We start from the raw sequence: 12,133 nt of genomic DNA, 5'->3' as shown, positions 1-12,133 counted from the left end.
AGCGATGGACAGCCTGCCCGAGGCGGCGAGCAAGGCCTGGTGGCCGCGGCCTGGAACGAGGCTCGGCGCGACGTTTTTCGTGCGCCGGGCTCTTCCTTGGCTCGACCGCTATTTCGGCGACCAGCCGCTTGCCTCGACGTTGTCGCCCGGCATCGAAGGTGTCGTTTCCTGGGGCGGGCGCATTCCCGCGAAGACGGCGATGGCGGTCGCCCGCACGCGGCGATTGCCGCATTGGCACCTGGAGGACGGTTTCCTGCGTTCGGTGGGCCTAGGCAAGGACGGGGGAGCGCCGGTTTCGATCATCGCCGATGACATGGCATTGCCGGTGGACGCCGGCCGGGCTTCGCGCCTGGAGCTGCTTATTGCCGCAGCCGCGTGCGGCAGCGAGGAGATCACGGGGAAGCGCATCCGCGAGCGCATGGTTTGGCACAAATTGTCGAAATACAACAACCTGCCGCATCGCCAGCCGGTGATCGAGCCGAGCCGTCGCCCGCGAATCCTTCTCGTCGACCAAGTTCTCGGCGACGTTTCGGTGGAGCGGGCGCTCGGCAGCCGCCGGTCCTTCGATTGCATGCTGAACGATGCGCTTGCGAGCGGAGCGCAATGCGTCGTGCGCACGCACCCGGACGTGATGGCGGGCTATCGCAAAGGCTACATCACTGAACGTGCCGCGAGGACGACAGGCGTCGTGCTGCTCGCCGACAAAGTGTCCGTCGCCTCGATCCTCGATGTCGTCGACGAGGTCTGGACCGTCTCCAGTCAGGTGGGCTTCGACGCCCTCATGCGCGGCATACCGGTGCGTTGCTACGCCGTGCCCTTCTATGCCGGCTGGGGATTGACCGAGGACAGAGGCGGCGTTGCCGCCGAGCCCGCATTGGCGCGACGCGCGAGCGCACGGCCCTCCGTCGATCAGCTTACGGTGGCCGCACTTGGGCTTTATCCGAGTTACCGGAACCCGGCCAATTGGGAGCCGATCGACGTATTCGCGGCGATCGACCTGTTGATCGCCGAGCTCGGCCAAGCCGGCCGGCAATAGTGCCGCCTCATCGATCGATGCGTTGGAAAAGCCGAACGTCCTCGACCGGAACGCTCGTATCGATTTCAAAGCGCGCCAGCGGCGCGCTTTGAATCCTTGTTGCTGTTCATGTCGTCGCCCAAAACCACTCCTGGGCGACGGGCGTTAGATTCGCCCCATCAAGACGAGGATCAATAGTATGACGACCACGACCCCCAGCAAACCGGATGGGCCATAGCCCCAGTTCGCTGAATACGGCCAGGTCGGAAACGCACCTATCAGCAACAAAATAAGGATGATCAGTAGTACGGTGCCAAGCATCTCCAAGTCTCCACGCGAGAGGTACTAAGCTTGAATGCCCAGGCATGTCGGTTGGTTCCGAAAGAGGAGCCGCCATTGCGTATTGGAACCCTATCAGAGATTGCAGATCGCGCTTCCTGAGGGGAAAGCCTCGGGGCGGATGATGCCCGGGCGCGCTGTCTTCGCGCCTCAAGACTTCAAGCTTCTTGCTGACTTCGGTCTAAATAGGCGACCGGCCTTTTTTGAACGTGACCGGAGACTATCCTTTACTGATACCGCCGTCGGCCCTCGCAGCGGCGTGAAGGATCGCGCGGCAGCGGAACTTTGCCGATCCTGGCGTGTTTGCGATAGCGCGATCGAGTCGTGTCGATAGGACTGTTGCACACTTCTCCGTCGATGATCGGCGGCGTCGAGGTGCGAAGTCGAGAGCGTGAGGTTCGCCATGACGCCCGGAGGAACCACTGATAGGGAGCGTTCGACCCCTTCCGATCCGGGCATGCTCCGACTCGACCGCAACATCAACGCGATCCTGAAGCAGCGGCAGGAAGACGAGCGGAACAGAACGGTTCAGGACAAGATCGCAGAGAAGATCACCAATTTTGCGGGCTCCATGACCTTCATCTACCTGCATGTGCTGATCTTCGGCTCCTGGATCGCCGCCAATCTCGGGCTCGTTCCGAATGTGCCCGTCTTCGATCCGACATTCGCGATTCTCGCTATGGTCGCCTCGGTGGAGGCAATCTTCATTTCGACCTTTGTCCTAATCAGCCAGAACCGAATGGCCGCTGATGATGACAAGCGCGCGGATCTCAATTTGCAGATATCGCTTCTGGCCGAGCAGGAGGCGACCAAGTTGCTGACGCTCGTTTCGGCGATAGCGAATCGGCTAGAGGTCAAGACGGTTGCAGATGAAAGCGTCGGTGAGCTTGCTGCCGAAATTACGCCGGAGGAGGTTCTCAGGCGCCTGGAGAAGCAGGGGGACAACTCGAAGGAATAAGGCCGCGCTCAACCGCGGAAGTCGGCAGCTTCCCGTTCCCGGAACGAGCTACCGAGGAACAATTGCCGATGCTCGTCATTAACTCTTCCGTTGCAAGAGAAACCACCCCGACAGCGATGGAGAGAAAGATGGAGGACTCACACGCGATTTCCCCGCCCCAGCAAGCTTCCAATTACCCGGGGCGGCAGGCGGATTGCATCGCGGCTCTCAGGCCCGCAGTGTCCGATATGGCTGCGACGTCGCAAGACAGTATCGTTGCCGCGATGGGCGGGGAGATGACGGACGAATTGCGCGATCTTGCCCACAAGGCGGAAGATGCCGGCTGGACCTTCAAAGAAGCGTCGGCGGCAATCGAGGCGCTTGCGCGGGAATACGAAGGCGCAAAGGCAACCATCTTCGACTGATTCGGCGAAGGGGCCGGCTCTCGGGTCGATGCTGAAAGCGCGCCGGAGTGTACCGCTACACGGACCATGAGGTAGAGGCCATTGCCCAAACTGGGTGTCCTGACCTTTCATCGCTGCATCAACTACGGATCGTTCTGGCAGGCGCGCTGTCTCGTGGACGGTCTTCGTTCGCTCGGTGCCAATCCGGTTGTCCTCGATCATTGCTCCCGCCGCATCGACCGCGCCGAGTGGCGCTGCGCGCTGCAGCCGCTTCTGCCGAAGAGAACGGCGCAGTCGGACCTGCCCCTCTATTCCTCGAAGATCAGGAAGTTCATCGAGGCCTTTGCGACATACCCGCTGAGCCGAGCCTTTCCGCTCGACGAGCCGCCCGACCTCGAAAGCTATGATCTCGTCGTCGTCGGAAGCGACGAGGTCTGGAACCTGCGCCACCCATGGTATGGCGGGCACCCCATTTTCTATGGCGAAGGCCTCGCTGCACGGCGGGTCGTCTCCTATGCCGCGACCTTCGGGAGCCATCCCGCCGCGAACGGGCTCGAAAGTCATTGGGCGGACAGGCTGCGTAAGTTCGACAGAATTTCCGTGCGTGACGACAATTCAAGAACGATCGTGGAGAGCATATTGGGACGCCGGGCGGAGCTTGTTCTTGATCCGTGCCTTCAATTTCCGGAAAAGATCGCACCGTTCCGCGGAGCCACAAGAACCCCGCCTTACGTCGCAGTCTACGGCCATTCGTTTCCGGGCTGGTTCCAGTCGGGAGTCCGCCAATGGGCGGCGTCCCGCTCTGTCCCTCTCGTCAGCATAGGCTATCGCAACGACTGGGTCGACGAACAGTGGATCGATGCGGGGCCCGATGACTTCGCCGGCTTCATTGCCGATGCCGATGCCGTTGCCACGAATTTCTTTCATGGCTGCGTGTTCTCGCTGTTGAACGCCAAACCGTTCGTCTGCGTCCTTTCCGATTACCGTTCCAACAAGATTCGCGACCTCGCGCGTTTGGTGGGGGCCGACAGAAATCTCGTATCGGCCGACACGCCTCAGGGGAGCTATGCGGACATTCTCGGCGATGTATTGGACCCCGCCATCGCGCGCCGGCTCGCGAGCCTCCGCCGACAATCCCAGGGTTATCTGGAAAATGTCCTCGATTGACCGCTTCAAGACTCCGTCGGACGATGCTGCGCTCTCGCCCGGACAGATGCGCAGATCGGGGCTTTGTATCGGTTGCGGTGCCTGTGTGGCGCAGTCGGACGAAAGCATCGCGGCGATGCATTTCGATCGCTACGGTCAGCTCAAGCCGGTCTGGTCTCGCCATGCGGAAGGTCACGATCAGCGGCAATTCGGTCAAATCTGCCCGTTCTCTCCCCATTCCAGGAACGAAGACGAAATCGCTGCCGCCCAGTTTCCTTCGGCAAGGCATAGCGATCCACTGATCGGCCGCTTCGAGGCGGCCTATGTCGGGCATGTCGAAGAGGGCACGTTCAGGGCGGACGGCAGCTCCGGCGGGCTGGCAAACTGGACAGCCGCCGAGCTCCTGGAAAAGAATCTGGTGGACGGCGTTGCGCATGTCGTCCCACGGGCCGAGGACGAGGATAATCGCCAACCCCATTTCCGGTACCGGATTTCGCGGACGATAGAGGGCCTCCGCCAGGGCGCCAAATCGCGCTACTACCCCGTGGAATTGTCCGGGGTCATCGACGAAATGCGACGCCGGCCCGGCCGCTACGCGGTTGTTGGCATTCCTTGTTTCGTCAAGGCTGTGCATCTCTTGTGCCTGCGGGATGCAGTGCTTCGCGAGCGCATCGCCTTCACGCTCGGCCTCTTTTGCGGGCACATGAAAAGCGCGCGCTTCGTCGAGAGCTTCGCCTGGCAGATGGGCGAACGGATCGGCACGGTGTCGGGCGTCGACTACCGGCTGAAGGACGCCCGCAGGCCCGCGAACTGGTACATGGCCCATCTGCGCCTGAAAGACGGCAGCACGCGAAGCAAGGACTGGTGGCATCTGGTCGACGGCGACTGGGGCGCCGGTTTCTTCCAGAATTCCGCTTGCAATTTCTGCGACGACATTACCGCCGAAACGGCCGATATTTCGTTCGGCGATGCCTGGGTGGAACCTTATACCTCCGATGGCCGGGGCACGAATGTCGTCGTTATCCGCTCTCCTCTCCTTCACAGTCTGATCAGTCGCGCCGCCCGCGAGGGACGGCTTGAGCTGCGGCAAGTGGACAGCGCCTTCGTGGTGCAGACACAGGCGGCTGGTTTCAGGCAACGGCGCGAGGGCCTCGCCTTCCGCCTGAGCTGGCCGCGTTCAGGCGTCAGGCCGGTCAAGCGCGTAGCACCTAAGTTCACCGGCCTCGCGGCGCGGCGCATGCTGATCTACTGGATGCGCAGTTCGATCAGCGCCTGGAGCCATCGCGTGTTCTGGCTTGCCCGGGTGCTGCATCTGCCAATGCTTTATATGGGCTGGGCCTCCGCGTCGCTCGCCCTCTATCAGGGCGTCACCTACTCGCGTGGCTGGGTCGGAAAGGTCGTGGGCCGCATCGGCTGGCGGGAAGAATGAGGTGATCGGCCGATGAGGTCGAGGGATTTTGACGGGCGCGCATAGCGCGACGTCATTTCGGCACAAAAGGCGGCGAACTCCTCCGGCACCCATGGGGCGCTCGTATGGTGAGGAGCAATGCCCCTGTGTTGCGGCGTGAAGCAGAAGGTGACGGTCACATTGAAGTCCTCGAGCGCTTCCATCTGGCGGTCGAACCAGGCGAGCGCATCGGGCCGGAAGCGGTCGGCCCAGGAAAGGCCGGTGCGCAGATAGGTCACTCCGAGCCGCTTCATCCATTTGACGGCGTCGAGAAGCCTGTGATCCTCGAAATGGAACCATTGCATCAAGCCGATATCAGGCGTGTGCTTCGCAAATTCCTCCAGCGCCGGCTTGGGCGAGCCGTCCTCGCGCAGGAGGCCCATGTAGAAATGCCGATAGTAGGAAGACCCCTCCGCCTCCTTGTGCCGAGTGGTTGCCGGCCAGGCGCGCGGCAGGTCGTAGAGGCTGTACCATTGAATGCGCTCGACCTTGCCCTTGAGCAGTTCGGCGGTTCTCCTCAGTCCCCAAAGCTGCACCTCTTCGGCACCAAAGGTGGAGACGCCAACCTCACTGACCCATATCGGCAAATCCGTGACGGCGCGAAGCTCTTCGATCTTCTGAGGCCATTCATGAATCTGCCAGAGATTCCAGTCGAGCGGAAAGCCGTGGGCGGCGACCGCGTCGACATGGTCGAGAACGCCATGGGACTTCATCAGCGCCAGGAAATCCGGATCGATCGGCGAAATGCCTCCGAGCACGCGTGTGAGGCCCGGGTTCACATCGTGAATCGCATCCGCCGCCAGCTTCGCCATGTGTGCAAAACGACTCCAGTCTGGATCGATCTCAGGATCCCAATGCGACTTGTTGTTGGGTTCGTTCCAGATCATGGCGGCTTCGATCATAAGTACCTCCGAGCTGCCGGAAAGGGCCGGCGGGTGTCTACGGGATGGAGCGGCTCCTCGAGTTCGTCGCGCTCAGCACAGGCCCTCATTCAATGTCAGGACTTTCGCTCCCCAATCGCCGACCACCACTGCAGAGACCGAGGCGGGTGCGATGTCGAAGCGGGGCCAGGCGTCTACCGAGAGGCCAAGAACATGGCAGATCAGGGCCTTGATGACATCGGCGTGGCTAACCAGAACGATCTTCCTCTCGCTGCTGCCCATGGCCAGTGCTGCGACGAGTTCCATAATCCGCCGTTGAACATCCAGCATCGTCTCGCCGTCGGGAGCGCGGATGAGACTCCGAATGGAGTTCCATTGCCGCCAATGCGGGTCCGCATTGAGCACTTCGAAGGTCTTGCCGGACCAGGTTCCGAAGTCCACCTCGTCAAGTTCCTCGGCCGTAGCCACCTCTTCAATCTCGACCGCGGCGGCGATCGCGGCTGCGGTTTCCTGGGTGCGCTTGCGCGGGCTCGCATAGATCGAACCTATATCCTCGCGGGCGAGGCGCGCCGCCAAGCGTTGGGCCTGTTCGAGGCCGGCGCTGCCGAGCGGCACGTCGCCGGTGCGCCCGGCCAGGAAGCTGCCGATCCTGTCGTGGGCGGCGTGCCGCACAAGAAGAAACGTGGTCGTCACTCGGCTGCCCCCTTCAACGCGTCGGTTTCCCCAAGGATGAATTCCTCGAGCCGCGTGCGGGCCTCCGCATCGGTGAACTGGCGCGGTGGAGACTTCATGAAATAGCTCGACGGAGCGATCAGCGGCCCAGCGAGGCCACGGTCCATGGCGAGCTTTGCGCAACGCACCGCGTCGATGACGACGCCGGCGGAATTGGGCGAGTCCCAGACTTCGAGCTTCAGCTCGACATTGAGGGGTACGCCGCCGAAGGTCGTCCCCTCGACGCGAATGTAGGCGAACTTGCGGTCGGCGAGCCAAGGCACGTGATCGCTCGGCCCGACGTGAATGTCGCCCGGCGCAAGCGGTATATCCATCTGGCTGACGACGGATTGCGTCTTCGAGATCTTCTTGGACTCGAGCCGCTGGCGCTCCAGCATGTTGAGGAAATCGGTGTTGCCGCCGAAATTGAGTTGGTAGGTCCGGTCGATCCGCACGCCCCGTTCACGGAAGAGATTGGCGAGCAGCCGGTGCACGATGGTCGCCCCCACCTGGCTCTTGATATCGTCGCCGATCAGCGGCAGCCTGCGCTCGGCGAACTTTTTCTGCCAGGTTCTGTCGGACGCGATGAAGACCGGGATGCAGTTGACGAAGCCGCAGCCGGCGGCGAGCGCCTGCTCTGCATACCAGCGCGTGGCGACTTCTGAACCGACGGGCAGATAGGAAACCAGAATATCCGTTTCGGTCTGCCGCAGCACCTCGGCGACGTCGACGACGGGTTCATCGGATTCTTCGATCTCTTCACGCAGATACCGCCCAATTCCGTCAAGCGTCCTGCCGCGTTCGACGCGTACACCGGTCGGAGCGACGTCCGCGAAGCGGAAGGTGTTGTTCGGACGGGCATAGATCGCTTCCGCCACATCATGGCCGACCTTCGAGGCGGCAACGTCGAAGGCGGCCGAGATTTCGACATCGCGCACGTGATAGCCGCCGAGATTGACATGCATCAGTCCCGGGACGGACTCGTCTTCCCTTGCTTCGCGATAGAAGGTGAGCCCCTGAACGAGCGAGGACGCGCAGTTTCCGACCCCAGCAAGCCCGACACGTATCGATCTCGATCCCATCTGCGCCACTCCCTGCGAGCATCTACAATCCCTGCCAAACCCGCGCATGCCGGAATGGTTCCCTTCTGGCGCACGTATGGCGCGGATCGATTTTGCCGGCCGCGCGTTCAACGCGAATGGGCAAGAGGCGTGGCGATGCTCGTTTATGGTGACCCGAAGCGGCGCGAGAGCGCCGACAGCTTGTGCGAGGCCATCGCCGAGCGGCTGTGGGCGATCGAGCACCAGCCGCCCGGTCTCGACCGCCATTCCGCACTCGTCGGCATACTGCTTAGCGCCGGCGAACTGGTGCAGGGACTGTCGGATCTCGAGTTCGAGGCTCTCAGGGCCGACGAGACATCGGCAAGGCGCGAAGACTCTGGTGTTCTGCTCCTCGAGTTGGCGCGGCTCGTTGCCACATCCTGGTCCCAGAGCTTCTCCGGTCCCTTGGCGCTGCCGAGGCGTGTTTGGGCACTTCTCCAGGAGCTTCGGGCGCCGTTGCCGCTCTCCATCAAGGAGGCGGAGGGCTACGCCTTCTACGCGCTCTACCCGGAAGCTTACATGGAGGCGGCGAGGCACTCCGGGCTCGGTGCAAAAACCGTTGTTATCGGCATTCGCTCGATCGGCATAAGCCTTTCGGCTGCAGTCGCTACAGCCATCCGGGCACGGAGCCCGGTCACCGTACGGCCGGTCGGTCATCCTTTCCGGAGAACGATCGAGGTCGGTGCCCGGCTTTCGCGACAACTCCTTAAGGACACCACCGCCGACTTCGCGATTGCCGACGAGGGGCCGGGCCTTTCGGGCAGTTCCTTCGGCGGCGTGGCTGATTGGCTCTTGGAGCACGGCGTCAGCGAAGACCGCATCCATTTCTTTCCCGGCCACAGGGGAGAACTTGGACCGCAAGCCAGCCAAGCTCACCGTGAACGCTGGGCATCACGGCCCCGCCACGTCGTCGAGATGGATGAGCTTATGTTTGGAGCAGCTTCGCCCGTACACCGGCTCGCCACCTGGGTGAGCGGGCTTGTCGGCCCGCTCCTCGAGCCGCTTCGAGATGTTTCCGGCGGCGCCTGGCGCCACGCCCTCTGCGGCGATCATCAGGCGTGGCCGCCTGCCGATCCGAGGTTCGAGCGGCGAAAATTCCTCGCACACACGGCTGACGGGGCATGGCTCGTCAAATTCGCAGGGCTTGGACAGGCCGGAGAACGCAAGCTTGCCAAGGCCCGTCTTCTTGCGGAAAACGGCTTCACACCCCCGGTCGCGGGACTGTGCCACGGCTTCCTGGTGCAGAAATGGGTGCCTGCGCGACCGATGGCTTCAGGAGAATTCCGCCGAGCGGTCTTCATAGACCACCTCGGCCGCTACCTCGGATTTCGAGCGCGTCATCTGCCGCCACCGGCAACCGGCGGCGCCTCACTTTCCGAACTATCCGAGATGGCCCTGGTGAATACGGAAGAGGCACTGGGGGCGGCGGTTGCATCCCGGCTTAAGGAGCGGCTGGCCGGTGCTCCGGACTATGACCGCGTGGTGCGGCCGGTCGACACCGACAATCGGCTTCACTCCTGGGAGTGGCTGGTTACGGGCGCGCAGCGCTTCATCAAAACCGATGCGCTCGATCACAGCGCCGCTCACGACCTCATCGGTTGCCAGGATGTCGCCTGGGACATAGCGGGCGCCTGCGTCGAATTCGAGTTCTCGAAGCAGGAAGCGGCTGACCTCAGCGCAGCTGTGTCGCGGGAAAGCTGCCGCGCCGTTCCTGCCGAACTGCAGGCGATGTTCGAGATTTGCTATCTCGCCTTCCAGCTCGGCTTATGGAGCTCGGCAAAGCCCGCAGCCGCAGCCGACGAAGTTCCGCGGCTGGAGGCGGCGGCGTCTCGCTATGCGACGCGCCTCTCAACCCGGATTGACGGCGACGGATCGTGACCCTGTCGCGCGATGGAGGACAGCAGCCGTCTATCGTCCGTAGATACTGTCGAGGACATCGGCCACTGCTACGAAGCACTCATTCTCGGAATCGAAACGATGCCCCGCAGCCAGGCGCTCCGCCCAGGTCGCTGCGGCACGCCCGCCCCAGGCGTCCGGCGGAAGCGCCAGCACCTGGCGCTCAGTGCCGCGATACCGTTCGGCCGTGAAGTCGAGATACGATCCGTCGATGTTTCTGAAGCTCGCACCGCCTTCGGTCCCGTAGAAGTCAGCGGTGATCACCGCATCGCATCCGGCCTGCAAATGCCATGAACAGGCGATCCGGGCGATGACGCCGTTCGTAAGTTCGAGCGTCGCGACTGCATAGTCCTCGACCTCGTCGCCGTCGCGGCGGATGCGAGCGCCCTTGGAAAAGAGCCTGCTCTCGACCCGGGCGACCTCCGGGAAGCCAAGAACCCACAGGAGGAGGTCTACGAGGTGTACGCCGAGGTCGATCACGCAGCCGCCGCCGGAAAGCGACTTATCATAGAACCACGGCTTGCTCGGTCCATAGGCGTTGTGAAAGGTGAGATCCACCGCGAAGACGGTGCCAAGCCCCCCCGAGACGATGAGATCGCGGATCTGCCGCATCCCGTCGGTGTAGCGATAGGAGAGATCGACTCCCAACAGCCTGTCGGCGTGTCGGGCCGTGTCGACGACGGCCGCCGCCTCGTCGCGCGTGCGGCCGAGCGGCTTCTGGCAAAAAACCGCCACGCCTCGCTCCAGAGCCACGATCGACTGCGCCGCGTGGAGCGCGCTTGGCGAGGCGATCACCAGCCCGTCGAGTTGCTGATCGAGCAAAGCCTCGAGGGAATTTACGACGGCGGCCTGCGGCGTCAACTCGCTCGCCGCTGCAGCCATTTCCGGCGAGGGATCGAAGATCGCGGCCGTCTCGACTGCTCCGGTTTCGACGATCGCCCTCATGCGATGGAGACCGATTCTTCCGACCCCGAGAAAGCCGACGCGGGGGCGACTGACAGCCGTCGCAAGCTGCATTGCTTCACTCATGGTAGATCACCAGCGCCTTGACGAAACCGTCTGGCCGGTCGCGGGTCATGTCGAGCGCCGCGCCCAATTGCTCGAGCGGAAATCGGTGGGTGTAGAGCCGAAAGGGCGATAGCCGCCCCGCGACGGTTGCCTCGATCGCCTCGTGGATGCCGCGCATGTAGACGGCGGGATCGCGCTCATGCGCGTTGATCACGTCGAGGCCGCGCCAGTTCCAGAGCTGCACGTTGATCTGGCGCGGGCCATCCTGGTGATAGCCCGCAATGACCAGCCGGCCTCTCTCCTTCGTCAGCTCGCCGGCAAGATCGAGCGGCCATTGCTTGCCGACCGCCTCGATGACACAGTCGCAGAGTCGTCCTTCGGTCAGTTCTTTCACCTTCTCGATGATCCGCCAATGGTCGTCCATCGCGATCACGTCGCTTGCGCCGACGCACTCGGCCGAAGCGAGCGAGGAACGTCGGCGCGATATCGCGATAACCCGCGCGCCTGCGGCACTTGCGAGTTCCGTCAGAAGGATCCCGAGAAAGCCGATACCGATGATAGCCACGGTCTCTCCCGGCCTGATCGCGCTGCGCCGGAAGATGTTGAAGGCGCAGCCGAGCGGCTCGCCGGGAAAGGGCTGACCGGCAAGCGCCGCGGGCAGGGGTGCGATCGCTGTCTGGTCGGCGATGTCGTGAGTTGCATAGGCATGATAGGAGAGGGCCGCGACACGATCGCCTATCCTGAAGCCGTGCACGTCCTCGCCGACGGCATCGATGATGCCCCAACCTTCGTGGCCGAGCGCGCCCGGTTCGGTCGGAAAGCGCATCCAGTCCGGTCCTGCCCAGGGCACGAGGTTGGAGGCGCAGACACCACAACCCTCCAGTCTGATCCGCACCTGCCGGGGTCCTGGCTGCGGCAGTGGCAGAGTCTCGATGCGAACTTTGCCGGGGCCCGTGACGACGGCCGCCGACATCGTGTCGGTCCTTGGCTGCACCGATAGGTTCATGCCTGTTCCTCCCGCGTTCAAAAGCCCCAGCAGAGCGGCGCGCGCAGCGTATTGAGAAGACTGGATAAAGGGCGCGGCGTCCCGCACTTAACTTCATCTTGCGGTTTTTGTTCCTGGCGCTCCCGGGACGAATTTTGGAACCAGAGCCCCGCGGCGAGGTTTGTACCTCTGTGATAGCGCCTGTGCAGCTATGTAGATGTCAAAGAAGAAGTCATAGAAGAAGGAACATTTGCAGCGCACGTT

General features: G+C 62.8%; 12 protein-coding genes. 6 read left to right on the top strand and 6 right to left on the bottom strand.

Going from position 1 to position 12,133, the window contains the following annotated elements; genetic code table 11:
- Positions 1–4: 4 nt before the first annotated feature.
- Entirely contained in the window at positions 5–1,036 is a 1,032-nt protein-coding gene (locus tag M728_RS22895; protein ID WP_026620958.1) for a capsular biosynthesis protein, read from the top strand.
- Between the two features lie 144 nt (positions 1,037–1,180).
- Here the strand turns inward: M728_RS22895 and M728_RS22890 are convergent, their stop codons facing one another.
- Positions 1,181–1,336 carry a DUF3309 family protein gene (locus tag M728_RS22890; protein WP_034883680.1) on the bottom strand — a complete coding sequence of 52 codons (156 nt, stop codon included), beginning with the start codon at positions 1,334–1,336 and terminating at the stop codon, positions 1,181–1,183.
- A 421-nt stretch (positions 1,337–1,757) separates the two neighbouring features.
- Here M728_RS22890 and M728_RS22885 point away from each other — a divergent pair, with 421 nt between their 5' ends.
- The 4 genes from M728_RS22885 (at position 1,758) to M728_RS22870 (ending at position 5,270) form a co-directional block, all read left to right on the top strand.
- Positions 1,758–2,312 carry a DUF1003 domain-containing protein gene (locus M728_RS22885; protein WP_026620957.1) on the top strand — a complete coding sequence of 185 codons (555 nt, stop codon included), beginning with the start codon at positions 1,758–1,760 and terminating at the stop codon, positions 2,310–2,312.
- Positions 2,313–2,440: 128 nt separating this feature from the next.
- Positions 2,441–2,716 carry a hypothetical protein gene (locus tag M728_RS22880; RefSeq protein WP_026620956.1) on the top strand — a complete coding sequence of 92 codons (276 nt, stop codon included), beginning with the start codon at positions 2,441–2,443 and terminating at the stop codon, positions 2,714–2,716.
- 81 nt (positions 2,717–2,797) lie between these two features.
- A complete protein-coding gene (locus M728_RS22875; protein ID WP_026620955.1) occupies positions 2,798–3,862 on the top strand; it encodes a polysaccharide pyruvyl transferase family protein in 1,065 nt (354 codons plus the stop codon).
- Complete coding sequence (locus M728_RS22870; RefSeq protein ID WP_026620954.1) at positions 3,849–5,270, top strand: Coenzyme F420 hydrogenase/dehydrogenase, beta subunit C-terminal domain; 1,422 nt, start codon at positions 3,849–3,851, stop codon at positions 5,268–5,270. The genes M728_RS22875 and M728_RS22870 overlap by 14 nt, the downstream gene beginning before the upstream one ends.
- Here M728_RS22870 and M728_RS22865 read toward each other — a convergent pair.
- The 3 genes from M728_RS22865 to M728_RS22855 all read right to left on the bottom strand — a co-directional run bounded on the left by M728_RS22865 (position 5,213) and on the right by M728_RS22855 (position 7,962).
- On the bottom strand, positions 5,213–6,190 hold the full coding sequence (locus tag M728_RS22865) for a beta-xylosidase (protein WP_026620953.1): 978 nt from the start codon (positions 6,188–6,190) through the stop codon (positions 5,213–5,215). The genes M728_RS22870 and M728_RS22865 overlap by 58 nt on opposite strands.
- A gap of 72 nt (positions 6,191–6,262) precedes the next feature.
- Positions 6,263–6,862 carry a histidine phosphatase family protein gene (locus M728_RS22860; RefSeq protein WP_026620952.1) on the bottom strand — a complete coding sequence of 200 codons (600 nt, stop codon included), beginning with the start codon at positions 6,860–6,862 and terminating at the stop codon, positions 6,263–6,265.
- The gene (locus tag M728_RS22855) at positions 6,859–7,962 is read right to left on the bottom strand and encodes an inositol-3-phosphate synthase (RefSeq protein WP_026620951.1); all 1,104 of its coding nucleotides are present in this window, start codon (positions 7,960–7,962) and stop codon (positions 6,859–6,861) included. The genes M728_RS22860 and M728_RS22855 overlap by 4 nt, the downstream gene beginning before the upstream one ends.
- A 135-nt stretch (positions 7,963–8,097) precedes the next feature.
- Here M728_RS22855 and M728_RS22850 point away from each other — a divergent pair, with 135 nt between their 5' ends.
- On the top strand, positions 8,098–9,858 hold the full coding sequence (locus M728_RS22850; RefSeq protein WP_026620950.1) for a hypothetical protein: 1,761 nt from the start codon (positions 8,098–8,100) through the stop codon (positions 9,856–9,858).
- A 30-nt stretch (positions 9,859–9,888) separates the two neighbouring features.
- On the opposite strand, the gene M728_RS22845 is transcribed toward M728_RS22850, so the two are convergent.
- Together M728_RS22845 and M728_RS22840 are read right to left on the bottom strand one after the other, a co-directional pair.
- The gene (locus M728_RS22845) at positions 9,889–10,905 is read right to left on the bottom strand and encodes a Gfo/Idh/MocA family protein (protein ID WP_026620949.1); all 1,017 of its coding nucleotides are present in this window, start codon (positions 10,903–10,905) and stop codon (positions 9,889–9,891) included.
- Positions 10,898–11,890 (bottom strand): zinc-binding dehydrogenase, encoded by a 993-nt coding sequence (locus M728_RS22840; protein ID WP_026620948.1) that lies wholly within the window; start codon positions 11,888–11,890, stop codon positions 10,898–10,900. The genes M728_RS22845 and M728_RS22840 overlap by 8 nt, the downstream gene beginning before the upstream one ends.
- Between the last annotated feature and the right edge of the window lie 243 nt (positions 11,891–12,133).

This window comes from Ensifer sp. WSM1721 (assembly GCF_000513895.2).
Classification (GTDB): domain Bacteria; phylum Pseudomonadota; class Alphaproteobacteria; order Rhizobiales; family Rhizobiaceae; genus Sinorhizobium.
This window is presented reverse-complemented; position numbering and strand designations above follow the sequence as displayed.

Excerpts from the sequence above, each read along its gene's own strand:
- M728_RS22895 (WP_026620958.1), top strand. The coding sequence starts at position 5 with ATGGACAGCCTGCCCGAGGCGGCGAGCAAGGCCTGGTGGCCGCGGCCT.
- M728_RS22890 (WP_034883680.1), bottom strand. The coding sequence starts at position 1,336 with ATGCTTGGCACCGTACTACTGATCATCCTTATTTTGTTGCTGATAGGT.
- M728_RS22885 (WP_026620957.1), top strand. The coding sequence starts at position 1,758 with ATGACGCCCGGAGGAACCACTGATAGGGAGCGTTCGACCCCTTCCGAT.
- M728_RS22880 (WP_026620956.1), top strand. The coding sequence starts at position 2,441 with ATGGAGGACTCACACGCGATTTCCCCGCCCCAGCAAGCTTCCAATTAC.
- M728_RS22870 (WP_026620954.1), top strand. The coding sequence starts at position 3,849 with ATGTCCTCGATTGACCGCTTCAAGACTCCGTCGGACGATGCTGCGCTC.
- M728_RS22865 (WP_026620953.1), bottom strand. The coding sequence starts at position 6,190 with ATGATCGAAGCCGCCATGATCTGGAACGAACCCAACAACAAGTCGCAT.
- M728_RS22855 (WP_026620951.1), bottom strand. The coding sequence starts at position 7,962 with ATGGGATCGAGATCGATACGTGTCGGGCTTGCTGGGGTCGGAAACTGC.
- M728_RS22850 (WP_026620950.1), top strand. The coding sequence starts at position 8,098 with ATGCTCGTTTATGGTGACCCGAAGCGGCGCGAGAGCGCCGACAGCTTG.
- M728_RS22845 (WP_026620949.1), bottom strand. The coding sequence starts at position 10,905 with ATGAGTGAAGCAATGCAGCTTGCGACGGCTGTCAGTCGCCCCCGCGTC.
- M728_RS22840 (WP_026620948.1), bottom strand. The coding sequence starts at position 11,890 with ATGAACCTATCGGTGCAGCCAAGGACCGACACGATGTCGGCGGCCGTC.